This is a genomic window from Maribacter orientalis (assembly GCF_900109345.1).
In the GTDB taxonomy this organism is placed as follows: domain Bacteria; phylum Bacteroidota; class Bacteroidia; order Flavobacteriales; family Flavobacteriaceae; genus Maribacter; species Maribacter orientalis.
This window is the reverse complement of the sequence record NZ_FNZN01000005.1, coordinates 39,169-58,191: the sequence shown is the minus strand read 5'-3', so window position 1 is coordinate 58,191 and position 19,023 is coordinate 39,169. Positions and strand designations below refer to the sequence as shown.

Sequence of the window (19,023 nt, the reverse complement as noted above, 5' to 3'; positions counted from 1 at the left end):
CAGAATTCTACCAAGGAAAATTCAAATTGAGAAATGATAAAAAGGGTATGATTACTTTTATGGATTATTACAAAAGGCTAAAAGAGGAACGTTTTGAAACCAAGGCCAATTATGGAAATTGGGATGCCGCTCAAAAACACATTGAAAAATATTGATATCGAATTCGTAAAGGGTTTTAAGACATAGTTAAACAATAAGGCAAAAACAAAGAGTGACACTCCCCTATCCCAAAATTCTAAATATACCTATTTCAATAAATTTAAAGCAGCCATAAGGGAAGCCTATACCGAAAACTTTTTAGGAGAAAATGTACTACGGTCAGTTAAAGGTTTTGAGCAAGGTGAATCTACGCGAGAGTACCTTACCTATTCCGAACTACAGGGATTGACACAAGCAGAGTGTAAGTACCCTATGTTAAAAAACGCTTTTATTTTCAGTTGTCTTCCAGGTTTACGATGGAGCGATATAGATAAATTAAGATGGTCAGAAGTCCGAGATGAAGACACGGGGTCACGAATCATCTTTAGACAGAAAAAAACCGATGGGCTAGAATACCTTTATGTTTCTGAGCAGTCGCGAAAGCTTTTAGGCAAAAGAACTAACGAAAGCGACCGGGTTTTCAGAGGACTTAAATATGGAGCAGTCTATAATACCGAAATTCTAAGATGGTGCATGAAAGCTGGAATTACTAAACATATCACCTTCCATAGTGCAAGACACACAAATGCTGTACTGCTGTTAGAAAATGGAGCAGATATTTAACAGTATCAAAACGATTGGGTCATCGTGAAATTCGAACAACGGAAATCTATACCAAGATTATCGATGAAAAAATGAAGGAAGCAGCTAATCTAATTCCTGAATTGAATCTGGATATTTATTAGAACTTTTCGAAGACTTTTCTACTACCATCAAATGTCCAATAAAAGATTAATTAACGAGAATACTAAAAAAGACCATAAATGGGACGCTCCGGAAGATGAATTTTGGCTTTACTGAAATCCTCCTGTAAAAAGGCCGTTTTAAAAGACTCTAAAATTGTTCGCAATGACTCATATGCTTTGTATAATGAACATATTGGACTTAAGCTGTAATTTTCATGAGAAATATGCTGACATCTTTAATTTGATTTCCATTTTCAATATTTTTTAAAAGCACTATTTATTCGGAATGGGTTAAAAATCTAATGATACATTGTCTAAATTTAATTTACTTGAAAGGGATATTAATGCCATTCTCACACTAAACACGCTTCTATTTTGCAACTCCCCCAGTTAAAATTGATAATAACAAAAAGGCCTGATGTAGTTCGTAAAATAGTTAAGACCTTATCTTTGAAACACTTCAATGTATCGAAATCTTTTAATAAATATAGGTGTATCCGTAGCCTTTGTATTGGTTGCACAATATGAGGTAATAGGACAACAGCTTGATCCGGAGCTTGCTCAACTTATAGCTAAAGGCTTGGATAAAAGCCATGGTATAAAAATCAATGGTTTTGAAGCCGAGCAGGCAAAAGTTGATCAGCGATTGGCAAAATCTACTTTCCTTCCCAAGGTTACCATAAATGGAAGCTATACGCGATTGAACGATGATATCACATTTGACAGCGATACACGAAATCTATTGGTTGCAACGCAAAGATTACTAATAAAAGAGGCCACGGGAATTCCTTTTAATGCTGAATTTCCCAATGATGTTCCGCTAACGGAAATTACCAATTTGCAGGACAAAAATATCCTAAGGTCCTCCGTTGATCTGGATTGGGTACTTTTTAGCGGATTCGAAGCGAGCAATGCTTTTAAAGCGAGTAGGCATAAAGAAGCTTCGTTCAATTATTTGGGTATGGCCGAAAAGGACAAATTAGCACTAAAAATAATAGAGACCTATGACAAACTTGCGCTGGTCTATGCCTCCGAAGAAGTATTGAACACTTCTAAAAACTACTTAAACGAACAAGAGTATTACGTAAAAAAATCCATCCAGAACGGCCTTGCCACGCCCATTGGCCGAAAAAAAATTGAACTGGCACAGCAGCAATTAAAAACCAAACAGTTGGAGTATAATCAAAATAAAATACTGCTGATAGAGGTACTACATCAACTTACAAATGAAAATAGGGAACGTTTAAGACTGATTGAGCCTCAATTACGGCCGTTCGTGAACGACTCATTATCAACTATTCAAAAGCGAAATGAGGTCAAAGCCTTAGAGGAAGCTGAAAAAGCAACTCTTTACAAGGCGAAAATGGAAAAAAACAGCTTTGTGCCTAAGCTTGCCTTAAAAGGGCATTATGAATTTATAGAAGACGATTTGTCGTTGTTAGACCCTATTTGGTTCGTTGGAATGGGTTTGAAATGGAACATCTTTGACGGTAATCAATCCTATTTGAACAGTAAGAAATCTGTAATTGAAGGAAGAAAATATAGAGAACAAATCGAGGATGCCCAAGAAATGATCTCTCTTGGTATCACCAAAGCTGAACTAGGGTATAATTCATCCCTTCAGAAGATCAATATGGTTCAAAAAGAAATTGAGTTGGCGAAGGATACTTATAAAATGGTCAATAAACAGTATAAAAACGATTTGGCTTCAATTACCGATATGTTGGAGGCTTTGAACGATTTGGAAAAATCCAATTTCAAATTACAAGAATCCTTTTTTGATCAACGAAGGGCGTTCATTGAATTGCTTTATGCGAAAGGGTCCCTTAATTACTAGTGGAGCTTAAAAGGTTAGAAAAATGAAATTATTTAGAAACATAGTAACGGGCTTCGTCGCAATTATCGCCTTAAGTTCTTGCGGAAACGACTCGTCGATTACTCCTTTCAGAGGGAAAGTAAAGTTCGAAACAATCTCCGTTAGCAGCAAACTCGCCGGAAGAATCGATAAGGTGTATGTTGAGGAAGGGCAGACCGTAAAAAAAGGGGATACCCTAGCACTTTTGAATATTCCGGAGGTAAACGCCAAACTTGTGCAGGCAGAAGGTGCCATTACATCGGCTAAGGGTCAATTTAATATGGCTTCCAACGGTGCAACCGTTGAGCAACTAAATCAAATAAATGGTCAAATCGATGCGGGGAGGGCACAACTTAATTTTGCCCAGCAATCCTATAATAGGTTACAGGCCATGTATAACGACTCGCTGGTTACCGGGCAGCAATTGGATGAAGTAAAGATGAAACTTGATATGGCTAAGGCCAACATCGCCGCTTTGGAGGCTAAACGCAGCGAGGTAGGCAAAAGCGCCAGGGTAGAACAACTAGACCAAGCCAAAGGCCAGCTGGACAGGGCGATCGGTGCAAAAGAAGAAGTACTTGCCGCAGCCGATGAGAAATTTATCATTGCCCCGGCGGACATGTCCATAGAAACCATCAGTCTTCAAGAAGGGGAATTACTTACCCCAGGGTATGCGTTGTTCAATGGTTATAAAAATAACAGCGTCTATTTTAGGTTTACGATTCCCGAATCCAAAGTGTATGATTTCGAATTGGGCAAACCACTTACCATTGTTAATCCATATACCGAGGAAGAAATCGAGGCAAAAATTACAGCAATAAAGCAGCTACCAGGATATGCCGACATTACGAGTACGGCTCCATTATATGAATTGTCCGAGTCCATTTATGAGTTGAAGGTCGTTCCTACCGAGGAAATTTTACAACAGAAATTTTATATGAATGCTACCATTCTTATTAAATAATCATGGTATGAAAAAATTTTTGAGATTACTCCGGAAAGAATTTAAGCGCATATTTTCAAATAATGTGCTGCTTGCTATTTTTATTGGGGCGCCCATATTTTACGGAATTTTATTTGGCTATGTCTATAAGCAGGCAAAAGTGCTAGACCTTCCTCTCGTTATCATAGATTTAGACCATAGTCCTACTTCGGACAAGATTATCGATGCCTTTGAGGACAATGAAGTATTGCTTGTGACCGATGTGAGATACATTCCAGGGAACATTTTAAAGGAAATGCCCACCGAACAATATACTGCAGTAATCACCTTACCTGCGAATTTCGAGGCAGATCTTCTCCAAAAAAGACACCCTGAAATAAGGGTCGATTTGAATATGGCGAATATACTGAATGCCAATACCGCAAGTAAGAATATTCAATCGGTCTTAATTACCCTGAATGCCGGTATAGAAATAGAAGGCCTCAAAAAACAGGGACTACATCCTAACCAGGCAACAACCTCCTTCGAACCTTTTAAAATCAACTTTAATAAGTTGTACAATTCTACGGGGAACTATTTAACTTTTATGCTCCCGGGTTTGCTTGCCACGATTATGCAACAAATTATCTTTCTGGGAATGGCACTGGTTTTTGCCAGGGATTTTGAAGACGGCTACTTTGAAGAACTCATAAAAAATAGCAAATCTTCCTTATACCACATCGCCCTTAAATCCACACCGTTTTTATTGATGATACCCATGATGTGGGCAATCGTAAGCTTGTTCATTGTCTATTTTAAGATCGATGCCGATATATTCAATTTCCCCATGCTGGTTTTGACAGCTTTATTGACATTGGGCTCTATGTTTATCGGAATGCTGTTCTCCATAGCAATTCCGAGCCAACTAAAGGCTACCGAGTTGTTGATGGTCATTTCAACCCCTGCTTTCGTACTTAGTGGATTTACATGGCCAACACTGACGTTTCCCGATGCTATAACGAATACCGCCCAGTACATTCCCTTGACCCAGTTCTTAAGTGGATTCAGAAAGATAGCCTTTTACGGAGGAGACGTATCGTCCATTAAACCTGAGATCAATATATTATTGCTCATCACCCTTGTTGCGTTTGTCGCAATGGCAGTATTGCTTCAGTACAAAATATATAGACGCGTTAAAAAGAAAAAAAGAGTAATGAATACAATCACACACTAAATCGAATGCAGGACTTTAAATTCATTGAAAATACTGCCACTACTTATGTAACAGATATACTTGATGATAGGTTTGAGAGCATAACCTTATGCTTTCCTGACGATTATGAAGGCGAAGTAGTGGCTACGCTAATACGGCGAAAGTTAGATACCATGTCCAACAAGGCCATTTTATATGTGCACGGTTTTAATGATTATTTTTTTCAAAAAGAGCTAGCCAAGCGATATAATAAAAATGGATTTCATTTTTATGCTTTGGATTTACGCAAGTACGGGCGGTCATATCTAAGCCATCAAAAACTTAATAATGTACGGTCTTTATTGGAATATGATGAAGAAATAAACATGGCCTTACAAATCATTAAATCGGAAAAAAACAAGGAGGTCATTTTAATGGGGCACTCTACAGGAGGTCTTATTGTAACGAATTATGCCGTGAATCATCTAAATAGTACTCTTTTTCATGGTGTGCTCTGCAATAGTCCGTTTTATGAATTCAATTTAAATGATTTTGAGAGAAAGATGGGAATCCCGATACTGTCTTTTCTTGGCAGGTATTTTCCTAACAAAACTGTTTCAGGAGGATTTTCAAAACTATATGGCCATAGTTTGCACCAGGACAAATATGGGGAATGGGAGTATTCCCTTGCATGGAAACCTCATGATATACCCAAGATAAATCTAGGTTTCATCAGTGCTATCCATGAAGCACAAGAGAACTTAAAAAATAAACTCGTTGTAGATGTGCCGATATTGGTGATGCATAGTGATAAATCAATCTACCAAAACCACTGGTCCGAGAAACTAAAAGAGGGAGACGCGGTATTGAATATTGACCATATAAGACATTATGCCAATAAAATCAAAGGAAACGTAACTATTTGCGAAATAGAAAATGGCATGCATGATTTAATACTTTCAAAAAAGCCGATTGGGGAAAATGTCTATAAAAAAATGTTTGAATGGGTGAGCATAAATTTTAAATCAACACAAACAACGCACAACAATATATCTTATGAAAAAAGTAGTAGAAACAACACTAACACAGAACATTTTCAGAATTTTATTGGCCCTCTTTATGATTTTTGCCGGATATAGCCACTTAACGTTTAACCGGATAGATTTTCAAGCCCAGGTTCCGGATTGGATGCCACTAAGCAAGGACCTCGTGGTTATTTTATCCGGAATTGTTGAAATAAGCCTAGGTCTGGCCTTACTATTATGGAAAAAGCAACGTGTGAACGTTGGATGGGCATTGGCGCTATTCTTTATTCTGGTATTCCCTGGTAATATCGCTCAATATTTGGATGGAAAAGATGCGTTTGGATCACTTGATTCGGATAGGACCCGATTGATCCGACTCTTCTTCCAACCAGTCCTGATTGCTTGGGTGTTATGGTCGGCGGGTTCATGGCAGGCATGGAGAAATAACAGAACGTTAACTTAAAAACATAAAAAGCATGAAAGCATTACAAATAGTAAAATACGGAGCTCTTAAAGACAGTTTATCCATCAACGAGATAGAAAAACCGTCTATAACATCGAATGATATTCTAGTTCAAGTCAAGGCAGCATCGCTAAACCCCATCGATTACAAATTGGTTGAAGGCCACTTGAGGGAGATGATTGCCTTAGAATTTCCATGTACCATTGGTTTTGATGTTAGCGGTATAGTGGTTGAAAAGGGTGTGGACGTAGGTAATTTTGAAGTTGGCGACGAAATATACGCTAGAGTGCCGCAAGAACAAATGGGTACGGTCGCGGAATATGTGGCCATCAATAGTGATGTTGTTGCCAAGAAACCAACAAATAGCTCCTTTGAAGAAGCGGCTGGTCTGCCATTGGCGGGCCTCACAGCTATTCAGGCTTTGGAACGCGTTGGTTTGAAAGAAAATGACAGGGTTCTAATCCATGCAGGATCTGGTGGGGTAGGTAGTTTTGCGATTCAGTATGCCAAAGCTAAAGGCGCCATTGTTTATACGACAACAAGTACCAAAAATGTAGACTGGGTGAAAGCTTTGGGAGCAGACCGTGTCATTGATTATAAAATGGAAGACTATAAAACCGTTGCAAAAAATCTGGATATCGTTTTTGACACGCTAGGGGATGAGTACACCAATGAAGCCTTTGAAATCATTGAAGAAGGGGGACGGGTGACTACCATAGTAGGTCCTCCTGACCAAGACACGGCAAAGCAAATGGGTATGACGGATTACGAGTTGCCCGAACAGTTATCGAAACTGATTGAAAAGAAATCCGCTACCTACAAACTTACATGGATGCAACCTAATGCTAAACAGTTGAAACTTATCAGTAAAATGGTTGAAGACCGTGAAATCAAGCCCGTAGTCGACCTAATTTATGCTTTCGAGGATGGCGTTGATGCTTATGAATACTTGGCTACTGGAAGAGCACAAGGAAAGGTGATTATAAGTTTAGTTTAAACAGATAAAGAATTAAGCTGAACATCAATTTAACACCTATTAATTAATAAAAATTTTAGAAATGAAAGCAATATATACAGCAGAAGCAACTGCAACAGGTGGTCGGAACGGCCATGTAAAAAGTAAAAACAACGTTTTAGACCTTGAAGTAAGAAGTCCAAAAGCATTGGGTGGCGCAAATGACGACTACCCCAATCCTGAAATGCTTTTTGCAGCAGGCTATTCAGCTTGTTTCGATAATGCCTTAAACTTAGTTATTACACAAGGCGTAATAGAGACAGGCGAAACAAGCGTAAATGCAAAAAATAAGCATCGGCCGAATCAAAAACGGTGGCTTTGGTTTAGCGGCAGAATTAGAGGTAAATATACCAGAAGTAAACTTAAAACAAGCAAAGGAATTGGCAGAAAAAGCACATCAAGTATGTCCTTACTCCAATGCTACACGTGGTAACATTGAAGTAAAATTAACAGTAACCAATAAATAGAAAAATTATGAATTTCAAAAATATAACTACAGCCGGAAGCGGTGTTTTAGGATACCAAATCGCTTTTCAAACCGCTTTTCACGGATTTAAAGTAATGGTTTACGATATTAATGATGAAGTTTTAGAAAAAGCTAAATCAAAATTCAGCATATTGAGTGAAGCATACAAAACAGATTTAAATGCAACTCAAGAACAATTAGACCAGACACTTGAAAACTTAAGTTATACTTCAGACTTAAAAGAAGCTGTAAAAGATGCCGATTTAGTAATTGAATCTGTTCCTGAAAATCCAAAAATAAAAACTAGTTTTTACGAACAATTAGCAAAAGTAGCTCCCGAAAAAACCATTTTTGCAACCAATTCTTCTACGCTTCTGCCAAGTGATTTTGCAAAAGCAACTAAAAGACCCTCAAAATTTTTAGCATTGCACTTTGCAAATAGTATTTGGAAGCATAATACGGCAGAAATTATGGGACATCCTGGTACTGACCCTAACGTTTTCAAAGATGTTGTTGCCTTTGCTAAAGCTATTGGAATGCTTGCGCTACCTTTAAATAAAGAGCAATCTGGCTACATCATAAATTCAATGTTGGTGCCTTTCTTTTTTACAGCAACCGATTTAATTATAAAAGAAGTAGCCGATTATGAAACGATAGATAAAACTTGGATGAAAGCAACTGGTTCTCCCACGGGTCCTTTCGCTATGATTGATGTTGTGGGTATCACAACTTTTTATAACGTTAGTAAAATGACTGCTGAAAAAACAAAAGACCCCATCAAAATTAAAACCGCAGCATACATTAAAGAAAAATTTATTGATGAAAAAAAATTAGGAGTGTCTACTGGAGAAGGTTTTTATAAATACCCTAATCCTTCTTACAAACACGCTGACTTTCTCAAATAATACTCTGGCATTGTTAGAAGACTTGTAATAGCGTTATGCTAAAAAGATTGAAAAAGTATGCAATTTGAAAGATGAATTCGCAATCACATACAAATAATAACAGTTTAAAATAATAGATTATGAAAGATAAAATGACCTATCCAAAATCATTTTCGCACATCGGAATTACAGTACCGGATATAAAAAAGGCAGTAAAATTTTATAAAGATGTTATGGGCTGGTACGTTATCATGCAGCCCTCTGTAGTTAAAAAAGAATCCGATACGGCCATAGGCATAATGTGCATAGATGTGTTTGGGGACGATTGGGAACAGTTTGAAATAGCGCATATGTCCACCTCGGACGGTATAGGAATAGAGCTGTTTTCCTTTCCCCATGGCGTAAAGGAGGCTCCTGAATTCAACCCATTCGATACGGGACTTTTCCATTTCTGTATTCAAGATCCAAATATCGAAGCCTTGGTAGAAAAAATAGTTTCCTCTGGAGGTAAACAGCGGATGCTTATTAGGGAGTATTATCCCAATGACAAGCCATACAAAATGTGCTACGTAGAAGATCCGTTCGGCATCGTGTTCGAGATTTATACGCATAGCTATGAACTGACGTATTCATCCGGTGCCTATTCGGAGTAAATAGTAACCAATAGTACCATCTAGAGCACTTCTAAAAGCGGAGGGACCGCAGCTAACAATTTTAAGTGTTGTCATTAAAAAAAACGGTACTTTTTCAAATCTTTATTTGAATGTACGGCATCAATTAAACGCAATATGACTGTAATAAAACATAAACGCTTGATTTCCATCCAAACTATAATTGCTCTGACTATAGTTGCTATTTCAAGCTTTCAGTTGCAAGGACAGACCCTAAAGCGTTCGGCCTTTAAGGATTCAATGCAACGAATACCTTCTTTTACCATTCACAAAGACAATTATTTTATTACCGGAGTCCCAACCAACAAAACTATAAACAGCAGTACCGCTAATGCCAAATACCAGATTAGTTTTAAACAGATGATAAGCAGAAGTGTCTTGCCATGGGACACCTACTTATTCCTTACTTATAGTCAAAAAGCATTTTGGGATATCTATAAAGAATCGTATCCTTTTAAGGAAATCAACTTTAATCCCACAATTGGGGTCGGCAGAGCGTTTTTTGACAAGAATGATAGGCTACGAGGTATAGGTAGTTTTAATTTTGAGCATGAATCCAATGGTAGGGACAGTATTTTTTCCAGAAGTTGGAACAGATTCAGTCTTGAATACAAAACGGCTATTAGTTCTAAAACAATTGTAACAATCAAGGGTTGGGTGCCTTTTGGATACAAGAGCGGCAATACAGACCTTTTGGATTATGTAGGCCTTGGAGAGCTTACCGCTTCACATGATTTTTTACCTGATAAGCTTAGTTTGGAAATGAAATTAAGGAAAGGATTGATGTGGGATTTTAAGGGAATGTTACGAACACGCCTGTATTATCGACCTTTCAAGAGCAAATCTAACCAATATATTATGTTGGAATGGTTCGTGGGTCATGCGGAAAACCTGATAAATTACGAGCAATTCACCTCAATGGTGCGTGTTGGTTATGTTATTAAAACTAACGAACTGAATATTTTGAAACGAAATTTGTAAAAAGTGGGTTGTCGAACCAACCAATTTGTATGATACACCTTCAAGTTTTTACCAATTGAATCGAGGGACCGCTTAAATTAACAATTATCCGCAAATTAGTTTCTGACCTTATTGGAGTTGATATGCTAATGAATTTAAAGAATCTACCCTTATTGAGTCTAGTTAAAATATCAATATCTGGGCTGCTTGTCCGTAATTTTTAGCCTCTTAAAACGAACAACATAAAGGACAGTATTCATCATAAGAATGGAAATTTTCTTCAAGACGTTTATGTTATGGACTGCGCCTAAAACAATATAATTGACCCTTTTTAAACTGAAATTTTTGTGTTTAACAATTTTAAATTGTTGATAACCCAACATTCTCCCATTTTTGATAAAAACCAAATGGTTTCATTAGAATTCATTTGAGACCAAATTTATTTTATTCAATTTTATATGGTTTCATATGAATTGATTTGATGTACGTATTTGTTTATCAGATTTTTATGAATAACTAAAAACGAAATATCAAGCTTTACCCCTTCCGTTATTTTACCTTTATCCAAGGAATTCTTCAAAAGAAAACAAAAGCGCTTTTGTTCATTTCGTAACCCTAAAAAGAAACAAATGGACAATTATTTAATCCTCGAACGACTTGATCGTTTGGAACGGCTTTTAATAGCCAATAAGGAAGTACTCACCTTTGAGGAAACTTGCGTCTATACCGGAATATCGAGAAGCTAACTATACAAATTGCCGGCCTCTGGAAATATACCCCATTCAAAACCCAATGGCAAGATGCTTTTCTTTGAAAAGACCAAACTCAACGCTTGGCTTCTTCAGAACGGTAGAATGTCAAGATTGGAAATCGAGACCGAGGCCCTCAACTACACCTTTAAAAACAAGCGCAGATGAAAAGGGAAGAAATATGCTGGAAAAAAGCCTGTGCCGTCTGCATCGTGAAAACGATGGCAAAGGCAGGGCACTTTCCCCGCAGGGAAACGAAGAAAGAAGCTTGGTTCCTAAGCCCGTTCCGGCGAGAGACCCAAGCCTCTTTCAAAGTATCGAAAATCAAGAACCTTTGGTTCGACCATGGGTCGGGCTTCGGTGGGAACACCCTCGATCTGGTCGTCCGGCTTTACGACTGCCGTTTGACGGATGCGCTCGACTTCCTTTCCAACATACTGCCCTCTTTTTCTTTTCAACCGCAACCTTTTGAACCACCTAAGAACGATGGCTTCATTATAAAAAGTACCCTCCCTATATGGCACTACGGGTTGAAAGCTTACCTAAACGAGCGGAGCATAACGCTGGAAACCGCCAATAAATATTGTAAGGAAGTCCATTACTCACGGAAAGGAAACCACTATTTCGGTATCGGACTACGGAACGATTCCGGTGGTTGGGAACTTCGCAATAGGTACTATAAGAGTTCCTCTTCCCCAAAGGACATTACCTATTTTTCAAACGGATGTATGCAGCTAGTGGTAACGGAAGGATTGTTCGATTTTTTGACTGTCACCAACTTCCGTCACGAGAACATGTCTTTCCTGATTTTAAACTCGCTGTCCTTTCTAAAAAGAGCCATGAAATTTAACGAACGGTTCAAACATATTGAATTGTATCTCGACAACGATAAGGCAGGAAATGAAGCTACGGAATGGTTGATACAAAACCATAGAGGATGTATCGATAAATCCTATTTATATAAAGATATAAATGAAATGTGGAAAAGAAGAAACGGAAGGTAGGCGTAAAAATGCGTCTGAGTAAGAATTCAAGATGTGTCATTGTCATGACAAATCTTGCTTTTGCTCCCGTTGGTCGCAAAAGGATGGGAACTGTTAGTCGGGTTTTTGATATATGATTTATCAAAGTAACCTTCGATTGAAAAAGATAAAAAACCTAAAGTGAAAAAGGAATTTGTACAATTTCGATGTTCCATTTATGAGAAGAAGCTGCTCAAGATCAAGGCCAAAAAGAGCGGACTTTCCATAAGCGAATATTGTCGCCGTGCCGCCTTCGACCATCGGATCGTAGAACGGTTTTCCGATGAACAGATCGCTGTGTACAAATTGCTTGTTAAATATCAGATTAACTTTAAACGTATTGGGAATATGTACCGAAAACGGAATCCGGAAATGGCCGATGAAGTGATACAACTGGCAAACGAGATACGGGAACATCTTTATAATTTCAAGAAATGATAGGCATGGGAAAATCCATATCGCATACGGGAGCTTCCATGGGTTACGGATGGAACGAGGAGAAAGATGCCCAGGTGGTCCATCGCGAACATCTGGCAGGGGACAATCCCGAAGAGATCACACAGGAATTCAAGATCATACAATCCCAGAACCACCTGTGTAAAAAGTACACTTTGAGCTTCGTCCTTAGTCCCACGATAGAAGATGGAAAGGGATTGAAAGAAAATGAACTGAAGGAAATTACGGAAAGGTTCATCAAGGAAATGAAACTACAGGAACGCCAGGCGATCGCTTTTGTGCATCAGGATAAAAACCATCGGCATATCCATTTATACGTCAACCGCATCGGTTTTGACGGCAAGGCATACAAGGACAGCTACATTGGGAAACGGAGCCAGCAGGCGGCAGAAAAAGTAGCCCAGCAAATGGGTTTGACCACGGTAAGGGAAGTACAACAGGAAAAATTGAACGAAGTAATGAATATACGCCAGGAAATAAAGCAGGTCCATGAGAAGGTTATTGTCGAAATGAAGCCCAAAAATTTTGACCAGTATATCAAATACATGAAACAAAATGATGTAAAGGTCATTCCAAGCATCAATAAATCGAATCAGCTGCGAGGTTTCCGCTTCGAATACATGGACCGGAACCTAAAGGGAAGTGCAGTACACCGTTCCATGTCAATGGGACGAATAGCGGAACGGATCGGGTTTGATAAAAATGATGTTCAAAAAATGGCCAAAGAAAATACGTTAACGATGTTTGCAAGACGGTAGGGGTATCGCCCAACTTGGCAGTTACAATCGCTAAAAAAACAATTACAATGGCCGTTAAGAAATCGATAGGATTAGGAATGGAAATTTAAGATTATGGCAAAACTGGACGAAATAGCGGAATTGTTGACCGAAGAAATAAAGGAATTCGAAAACTCGATCAGCCGCATGGAGAAGATGCAAACTTTTTTGATGAACTGACAAGATCAAGCCCGACACGAAAGACATTGATTTTATCTTAAGGCGATACAATGATGACCAAATGAAAGCGATCGAAGACCAACATAAATTGATGGCGAACGTGGTCTACTACATTAAAAAATCCATGACTATTCCGAAATGGGCAATACGGTTGTTCGTGGGGTTATTGGTCTGCATTATTTTGGTTTTGGGATTCTCCGTTTATAAAGTTTCACGAATCTCCGATATAAAGCAAGAAGCATATGGACAGGGAGAAGAAAATACGGTCGGGCATTTCAGGGCTTTCTTCGAGGCCAGCCCAGAGGCAGTCGAGCTTTACCAAAAATGGCGAGAACCCAAAAGCAAAAAGTAGGGTGCGCCCTATCCGGTTTTTGGGTAAGATTTGGGAAGTCAAATCTTCAATGGACACGTAAAGCCAATATTTATTGTATCCATATTTGCTAAATATAGATAAGTTTATTATTTTTATGCTCTAATCCTTAAAGACATGAACATTAGTTTTACTAAAAAACAAGAGGAATATATCTCCAAACAGGTCGATTCTGGGGAGTATCAAAACAATAGTGAGGTAATTCGTGATGCACTTCGATTGCATCAGATATACCGCCATAAAGTAATCGCAGATTTAAGGGTCGAGATTGAAAAAGGATGGAACGGCCCAGACAGCGATATAAGCGTTGACGATATCATAGCTTCTAGGAAACAAGCTCAATGAATCGATTCGTTCTTGCTGAAGCCGCCAAAAATGACCTTCAAGAAATCTATGATTTTGGAATCCATAAATTTGGGCATTCACAGGCCACAAAATATTTAGAGGGCTTACGAGAGTATTTTGAGGCGTTGACCACAAATCCAGACATAGGCAAACAAAGGGATGAAATAAAAGTTGGATTATATAGTCTTCCGCATGTATCCCATATCATTTTTTACCGAATTTTACCAGATCGCATTCGTATTGTCCGAGTTTTGCATGGTCGAAGTGATATTCCAAAGCACCTGAAATGAAACTTTAAATGGAAAAAGCTATTACATATAAAAATACGTCAAAGCAAACCTGCGTCTAGAAGAGTTAATCGATGTGGTCGATGACAATACACCATTGGATGATCCTTTGGCTAAAGAGTTTTTGAGAATTTCAGACATTATCGAAGAATATGAGAGTATTCATTACTCCATGGAAGACCTAAAACAATAATCATTGAAATCATTATCCGACTAAAGGAAAGCAAAAGTGTTCACCTATTTTCCACCTCAGACGCCCCTACCACAATGTTTACGGGGATAAGAAGATACTGTATCGGCAAATAACATCACAAAACTATACTTACAAAATACCCGTAAACCTCAATAATATATGAGTTTTCATAAATTAGGCTTTGTAGCACTGTGCAATATTTAGCGTTTTTTAGCACATTTTTGTACCGATATTGTACCTAGCTATCGTTTTTAAATCATATTTGAGACATAAGGGGAAATGATGTAGCAAATTGCCTACTACTCTGCTGAGTTTTAACATTTTTTCAGAAATCAGGTGGTGCTATGTTACTCCGCAGAGCTTGTTGGGGATGTGTTGAACAGCGTTTATATTTCCCCTACTCTTTTTAATATCCTGTTTAGTTGACTACATTCACGCCAATGCTAATTGATATACATGAGTAAGGATAGATTTAGGATTGGGTTCTTTGAGAAGGTTTTGGTAGGTCTAGTTTTAGGTCTTGGTGGTTTGTTGATACTATTAGAAGTGATTGCTTCTGTTAGCTATTATGGATGGTGGTTATATTTAATTACAACCATTATGGTTATGTATCATTTGTGGGATAAGTTGTTTCATAAGAAAAATAAAGACTAACAACTTTATTATACGTTTTAAACAAGTACCACATTAAAAAAACACAAAAATAAATAGCCAATTTTCGAACCAAAATCGGGATTGCAGCCCAATTACATGCAATAATAACTGAAGCTGGACAAATACTTTACTTGGTTTGTACATACCTTCAAATATCAATAGACTTTCAGGAGCTTCTTGTGTCAAGAGAAAAAAAAAGAAATGGGGTGTTAACTATGATACTTCAGATGATGCCGATAAAGAAATTTATGCAAAAACATTTGAATATGTTCAGCTTATTGGAGGCATTTTTCTACTAGCATCCTATTTAAAGATTATAAAATACGAAAATGCAATACATCTGTTGGTTCATAGGTACTTCAAATTAAATTTACCTTAAAAGTATCAAACTTTCAACTCAACAATTATTTCAATTCTAAAGTTTCTGTTGGAGAGTCCACAGTACCTCTAATGGATTCATAAATTTTAATCATCTCACGTAATTTTTCAGGTTCTGTATTGGCAATATTTGTAGTTTGCCCAATGTCATTCGAAAGATTATAAAGCTGGTAATCTAAACTATTTCCCAATTCTATATTAACCTGTTCGGCTATAGGAGCACCCTTGTATGGAGGGATCAATATCCAATCTTTAGAGCGTAATGCCGTTCTTGAAGTAGCTTCTAATATTAGATTTTCCCTACCAACATTCTTTTTACCTAAGAAAACATCCATGAAATTTTCACTGTCCTTACCTTTATAATCATCACCTATTAATGATGCTAAAGAACTTAAAAAATCTAGTTGTGAAACTAATGCTTCACTAATCTGCGGTGCTATAGTTCCTTTCCAGTAGGTTGCGAAAGGCACCCTTGTCCCAGCTTCAAAAAGGCTGTATTTACCACCTCTTAAAGGTCCCGATGGTGTGTGGTTCCCAATTTTCTCTACGGCATCATCATAGTATCCGTCATTTAATACCGGACCATTATCGCTTGTAAAAATGATTAGTGTATTTGCCAGAAGACCTTGTTCCTCTAACGTAGCATACAGTTGACCAATACACCAATCCGCTTCCAAAATTACGTCACCCCTTGGACCCATTCCAGACTTCCCTACAAACTCTGGTGCTGGCGTTCGAGGCACATGAGGCTGTTGTAAAGCATAATATAAAAAGAAGGGCTGGTCTTTATTGGTGGTAACGAAATTTTTGGCCTTTTCTAAAAATTGTGGTGCCATTTCCTCATCTATCCATTTGGCTGAATCTCCACCTTTCATAAAGCCTATACGGGGAATACCATTTACAATTGTATTATTATGCCCGTGATGCCAATTCATCTTTAAAAGTTCAGGACTGTCTTTGCCGGTTGGTTGTCCTTCATAATTTTCATCATAATTAACTTCAATTGGATCATTGGGATCAAGATTCTCAACTCTTCCATTCTTAATATAAACTGTAGGTACACGATCCTGTGTAGCAGCCATAATATAGCTGTAGTCAAATCCTACTTCATTAGGGCCGGGTGTTATATGACCGTTCCAATCTACTTGACCATTACCTAGGCCTAAATGCCACTTACCAACAATACCTGTTTTGTAACCGTTTTGCTTTAATAATTTAGCTACCGTCATCTGGGTCGTGTCAATTAATAACGGGGCAGTACCAGGAAGGATTTTTGCATTTTTGTTCCTCCAAGGATAGACGCCTGTTAATAGTGCATATCTACTGGGTGTACACGTTGCTGAAGATGCATATCCATTGGTAAACTTTATCCCTTCGTTTACCAGTCTATCCATATTTGGGGTCTTAATCTCAGTAGCACCGTAGGAACTTAAATCACCATAACCTAAATCATCAGCATAGATTATAATAATATTGGGACTTTTCATTTCTAATGATGCACCTTCCTTTTTATCTGTTTTTTTACAACCTATTACCATAGCTAAAAGTATCAATAGTATAGGAGTAACAAAAAATCTAAATTGTAAACATATTCGCTTCATATCTTTATATAAGTATGGGAAATGTATAGCTCTAATAATTGGTTCGATTACAAAAAACTAATCTTTAGTAGTTTTACTACCCCACCAATTTTTATTGGGTTGGTAGTCCTTTTCTAACAATTTTAATCGTTCTTTTTCTAGTTTAGGTAAAAGTTCATTTACTATTTTTTTATCATACTCCAAACGCTTTTTTGCATCAAATTTTTCTTCTTTTTCAGGAAATTTTGCCTCAACTTCAATAAGCCAGTTCTTCAATTCTTCATATAGGCTTTCGGTTAATTCAGAATTATTAGCTGCCAGATTTTGACTTTCATATGGGTCTACTGCCAAATTATACAACTCATCAGCATCTTCTTCATAATAATGAATCAATTTCCAATCTCCTTTTCTGATAACCGAAGAAGGATCACCGCCTTGATTTCCATAATGTGGGTAATGCCAAAATAAGGGCCTTTCCGGCAATAGCGCTCCTTCATTTATCAAAGATTTTAAACTGATTCCGTCTTTGTGTTGCTCAGCCTTTAATTCAATATTAGCATAATCTAAAATAGTTGGATAAAAATCTGCACCTGTTACCGGATAGTCACTTGCCATACCTTCGGATGTTTGGTTGGGAACATAAATTAAATAAGGTTCTCGAATACCACCTTCCCAATGATATCCTTTACCACCTCTGTAAGGTAAATTGGAAGTTGAAAAGGCATCGCCTGAAGAAACACCCCCATTATCAGATGTAAATATGATAATCGTGTTTTTATCTAATCCAAGATTTTCAAGATTATCTAAAACCAACCCTATGGCGTCATCCATGGTTTCAACCAATCCGGCATATATTGGATTATCTTGAGTAACTCGGATTGGCAATTTCTTTTCCATTGTAAATCCATCATTGGCAATACCATTTACTATGGCTTTTTGCTGATACTTATTCCATTTTTCTTGAGTGGTCTCTATAGGTCCGTGAACCGCATAAAAAGATAGAAAAGCTAAAAAGCTACTATCTCTGTGCATAGTAATAAAATCATTGGTTTCTTTTGCAAGACGGATAGAAAGATTTTCACCGTCATACTTATTTTCTAATTTGGGATTATCAAAAGGGGAATAATAGCCACCCATAGGACTACCTTTATCCCATCCTCCTTTGTTAAATTGAAACCCATGATCCTCAGGATAAGAACCTTCATCACCTAAATGCCATTTACCTGCAAAAAAAGTAGTGTACCCATTATCTTGAAGTGCCTCTGCAATCGTAATGTCTTCTTTTGGTAAATTATGCACATAATCTGCAGGCAACAATTTATCATGTCTACCCATAGAACGCCAATCTTCTCCAAACTTCTCCCCAATCCAATTGGTAACTCCATGACGGGCAGTAAACTTACCGGTCATAATAGTAGCTCTAGAAGGACTACAAACTCTACTACCAGCATAACCCTGAGTAAATACCATACTTCGAGATGCCAACTTATCAATATTAGGAGTTTCATAATATGTACTGCCGACAAAGCTCATATCCTCCAAACCAAAATCATCTGCTAAAATGAACAAGATATTTGGTCGTTGTTCATGTTCTGATTTCGAATCTTCCTCTTTTTTAGTTTGACAAGAAGAAAAAATAAGAAAAACTGTTGTTAAAAAGATATAGGGCAATTTCATACTTTATGATTTTGATGAT

At 37.6% G+C, this 19,023-nt stretch carries 22 protein-coding genes and 1 pseudogene; 21 read left to right on the top strand and 2 right to left on the bottom strand.

What is annotated here, in order from left to right; translation table 11 throughout:
• Nucleotides 1-26: 26 nt before the first annotated feature.
• From BMY56_RS19090 to BMY56_RS12150, 21 genes and pseudogenes are all read left to right on the top strand, one after another.
• Nucleotides 27-155 (top strand): hypothetical protein, encoded by a 129-nt coding sequence (locus BMY56_RS19090; protein ID WP_317040623.1) that lies wholly within the window; start codon nt 27-29, stop codon nt 153-155.
• A gap of 229 nt (nt 156-384) precedes the next feature.
• Complete coding sequence (locus BMY56_RS19085) at nt 385-762, top strand: site-specific integrase (protein ID WP_317040622.1); 378 nt, start codon at nt 385-387, stop codon at nt 760-762.
• Nucleotides 763-1,347: 585 nt separating this feature from the next.
• A complete protein-coding gene (locus BMY56_RS12245; protein ID WP_091624610.1) occupies nt 1,348-2,721 on the top strand; it encodes a TolC family protein in 1,374 nt (457 codons plus the stop codon).
• Nucleotides 2,722-2,743: 22 nt separating this feature from the next.
• Nucleotides 2,744-3,703: an HlyD family secretion protein gene (locus BMY56_RS12240; RefSeq protein ID WP_091624608.1), complete on the top strand. Its 960-nt coding sequence runs from the start codon at nt 2,744-2,746 to the stop codon at nt 3,701-3,703.
• A 7-nt stretch (nt 3,704-3,710) separates the two neighbouring features.
• Entirely contained in the window at nt 3,711-4,895 is a 1,185-nt protein-coding gene (locus BMY56_RS12235; RefSeq protein WP_091625039.1) for an ABC transporter permease, read from the top strand.
• A gap of 5 nt (nt 4,896-4,900) precedes the next feature.
• Entirely contained in the window at nt 4,901-5,992 is a 1,092-nt protein-coding gene (locus BMY56_RS12230; RefSeq protein ID WP_091624605.1) for an alpha/beta hydrolase, read from the top strand.
• Nucleotides 5,910-6,341, top strand: coding sequence for a DoxX family protein (locus BMY56_RS12225; RefSeq protein ID WP_091624604.1), 432 nt, complete (start codon nt 5,910-5,912; stop codon nt 6,339-6,341). Before BMY56_RS12230 ends, BMY56_RS12225 begins: the two co-directional genes overlap by 83 nt.
• Nucleotides 6,342-6,354: 13 nt before the next feature.
• Nucleotides 6,355-7,338: an NADP-dependent oxidoreductase gene (locus BMY56_RS12220; protein ID WP_091624601.1), complete on the top strand. Its 984-nt coding sequence runs from the start codon at nt 6,355-6,357 to the stop codon at nt 7,336-7,338.
• A 61-nt stretch (nt 7,339-7,399) separates the two neighbouring features.
• Nucleotides 7,400-7,823, top strand: a pseudogene (locus tag BMY56_RS12215) (organic hydroperoxide resistance protein).
• 7 nt (nt 7,824-7,830) lie between these two features.
• On the top strand, nt 7,831-8,727 hold the full coding sequence (locus BMY56_RS12210; RefSeq protein ID WP_091624599.1) for a 3-hydroxyacyl-CoA dehydrogenase: 897 nt from the start codon (nt 7,831-7,833) through the stop codon (nt 8,725-8,727).
• 119 nt (nt 8,728-8,846) lie between these two features.
• Entirely contained in the window at nt 8,847-9,359 is a 513-nt protein-coding gene (locus BMY56_RS12205) for a VOC family protein (RefSeq protein WP_091624597.1), read from the top strand.
• A gap of 135 nt (nt 9,360-9,494) precedes the next feature.
• On the top strand, nt 9,495-10,358 hold the full coding sequence (locus tag BMY56_RS12200; RefSeq protein ID WP_091624594.1) for a phospholipase A: 864 nt from the start codon (nt 9,495-9,497) through the stop codon (nt 10,356-10,358).
• A 1,132-nt stretch (nt 10,359-11,490) separates the two neighbouring features.
• The gene (locus BMY56_RS12185; RefSeq protein ID WP_218144566.1) at nt 11,491-12,090 is read left to right on the top strand and encodes a toprim domain-containing protein; all 600 of its coding nucleotides are present in this window, start codon (nt 11,491-11,493) and stop codon (nt 12,088-12,090) included.
• A gap of 159 nt (nt 12,091-12,249) precedes the next feature.
• Complete coding sequence (gene mbpA, locus BMY56_RS19080) at nt 12,250-12,546, top strand: mobilization protein MbpA (protein WP_091624587.1); 297 nt, start codon at nt 12,250-12,252, stop codon at nt 12,544-12,546.
• Between the two features lie 5 nt (nt 12,547-12,551).
• A complete protein-coding gene (locus tag BMY56_RS12175) occupies nt 12,552-13,322 on the top strand; it encodes a relaxase/mobilization nuclease domain-containing protein (RefSeq protein WP_245737213.1) in 771 nt (256 codons plus the stop codon).
• A 93-nt stretch (nt 13,323-13,415) separates the two neighbouring features.
• Nucleotides 13,416-13,520, top strand: a complete 105-nt coding sequence (locus tag BMY56_RS19075; RefSeq protein WP_317040621.1) for a DUF6730 family protein — start codon at nt 13,416-13,418, stop codon at nt 13,518-13,520.
• A 4-nt stretch (nt 13,521-13,524) separates the two neighbouring features.
• On the top strand, nt 13,525-13,872 hold the full coding sequence (locus BMY56_RS12170; protein WP_317040625.1) for a DUF6730 family protein: 348 nt from the start codon (nt 13,525-13,527) through the stop codon (nt 13,870-13,872).
• A gap of 135 nt (nt 13,873-14,007) precedes the next feature.
• A complete protein-coding gene (locus tag BMY56_RS12165; protein WP_091624581.1) occupies nt 14,008-14,235 on the top strand; it encodes a type II toxin-antitoxin system ParD family antitoxin in 228 nt (75 codons plus the stop codon).
• Nucleotides 14,232-14,525, top strand: a complete 294-nt coding sequence (locus tag BMY56_RS12160) for a type II toxin-antitoxin system RelE/ParE family toxin (protein WP_091624578.1) — start codon at nt 14,232-14,234, stop codon at nt 14,523-14,525. The genes BMY56_RS12165 and BMY56_RS12160 overlap by 4 nt, the downstream gene beginning before the upstream one ends.
• 646 nt (nt 14,526-15,171) lie before the next feature.
• Complete coding sequence (locus BMY56_RS12155) at nt 15,172-15,369, top strand: hypothetical protein (RefSeq protein WP_091624576.1); 198 nt, start codon at nt 15,172-15,174, stop codon at nt 15,367-15,369.
• A 136-nt stretch (nt 15,370-15,505) separates the two neighbouring features.
• A complete protein-coding gene (locus BMY56_RS12150; protein ID WP_091624574.1) occupies nt 15,506-15,748 on the top strand; it encodes a hypothetical protein in 243 nt (80 codons plus the stop codon).
• A 25-nt stretch (nt 15,749-15,773) separates the two neighbouring features.
• On the opposite strand, the gene BMY56_RS12145 is transcribed toward BMY56_RS12150, so the two are convergent.
• Entirely contained in the window at nt 15,774-17,348 is a 1,575-nt protein-coding gene (locus BMY56_RS12145) for a sulfatase family protein (RefSeq protein ID WP_091624571.1), read from the bottom strand.
• Between the two features lie 57 nt (nt 17,349-17,405).
• Complete coding sequence (locus tag BMY56_RS12140; RefSeq protein WP_091624569.1) at nt 17,406-19,004, bottom strand: sulfatase; 1,599 nt, start codon at nt 19,002-19,004, stop codon at nt 17,406-17,408.
• Nucleotides 19,005-19,023 lie beyond the last annotated feature (19 nt).

Coding starts and splice junctions, on each gene's coding strand:
- BMY56_RS12245 (WP_091624610.1), top strand. CDS start 1,348: ATGTATCGAAATCTTTTAATAAATATAGGTGTATCCGTAGCCTTTGTA.
- BMY56_RS12240 (WP_091624608.1), top strand. CDS start 2,744: ATGAAATTATTTAGAAACATAGTAACGGGCTTCGTCGCAATTATCGCC.
- BMY56_RS12235 (WP_091625039.1), top strand. CDS start 3,711: ATGAAAAAATTTTTGAGATTACTCCGGAAAGAATTTAAGCGCATATTT.
- BMY56_RS12230 (WP_091624605.1), top strand. CDS start 4,901: ATGCAGGACTTTAAATTCATTGAAAATACTGCCACTACTTATGTAACA.
- BMY56_RS12225 (WP_091624604.1), top strand. CDS start 5,910: ATGAAAAAAGTAGTAGAAACAACACTAACACAGAACATTTTCAGAATT.
- BMY56_RS12220 (WP_091624601.1), top strand. CDS start 6,355: ATGAAAGCATTACAAATAGTAAAATACGGAGCTCTTAAAGACAGTTTA.
- BMY56_RS12210 (WP_091624599.1), top strand. CDS start 7,831: ATGAATTTCAAAAATATAACTACAGCCGGAAGCGGTGTTTTAGGATAC.
- BMY56_RS12205 (WP_091624597.1), top strand. CDS start 8,847: ATGAAAGATAAAATGACCTATCCAAAATCATTTTCGCACATCGGAATT.
- BMY56_RS12200 (WP_091624594.1), top strand. CDS start 9,495: ATGACTGTAATAAAACATAAACGCTTGATTTCCATCCAAACTATAATT.
- BMY56_RS12175 (WP_245737213.1), top strand. CDS start 12,552: ATGGGAAAATCCATATCGCATACGGGAGCTTCCATGGGTTACGGATGG.
- BMY56_RS19075 (WP_317040621.1), top strand. CDS start 13,416: ATGGCAAAACTGGACGAAATAGCGGAATTGTTGACCGAAGAAATAAAG.
- BMY56_RS12165 (WP_091624581.1), top strand. CDS start 14,008: ATGAACATTAGTTTTACTAAAAAACAAGAGGAATATATCTCCAAACAG.
- BMY56_RS12160 (WP_091624578.1), top strand. CDS start 14,232: ATGAATCGATTCGTTCTTGCTGAAGCCGCCAAAAATGACCTTCAAGAA.
- BMY56_RS12155 (WP_091624576.1), top strand. CDS start 15,172: ATGAGTAAGGATAGATTTAGGATTGGGTTCTTTGAGAAGGTTTTGGTA.
- BMY56_RS12145 (WP_091624571.1), bottom strand. CDS start 17,348: ATGAAGCGAATATGTTTACAATTTAGATTTTTTGTTACTCCTATACTA.
- BMY56_RS12140 (WP_091624569.1), bottom strand. CDS start 19,004: ATGAAATTGCCCTATATCTTTTTAACAACAGTTTTTCTTATTTTTTCT.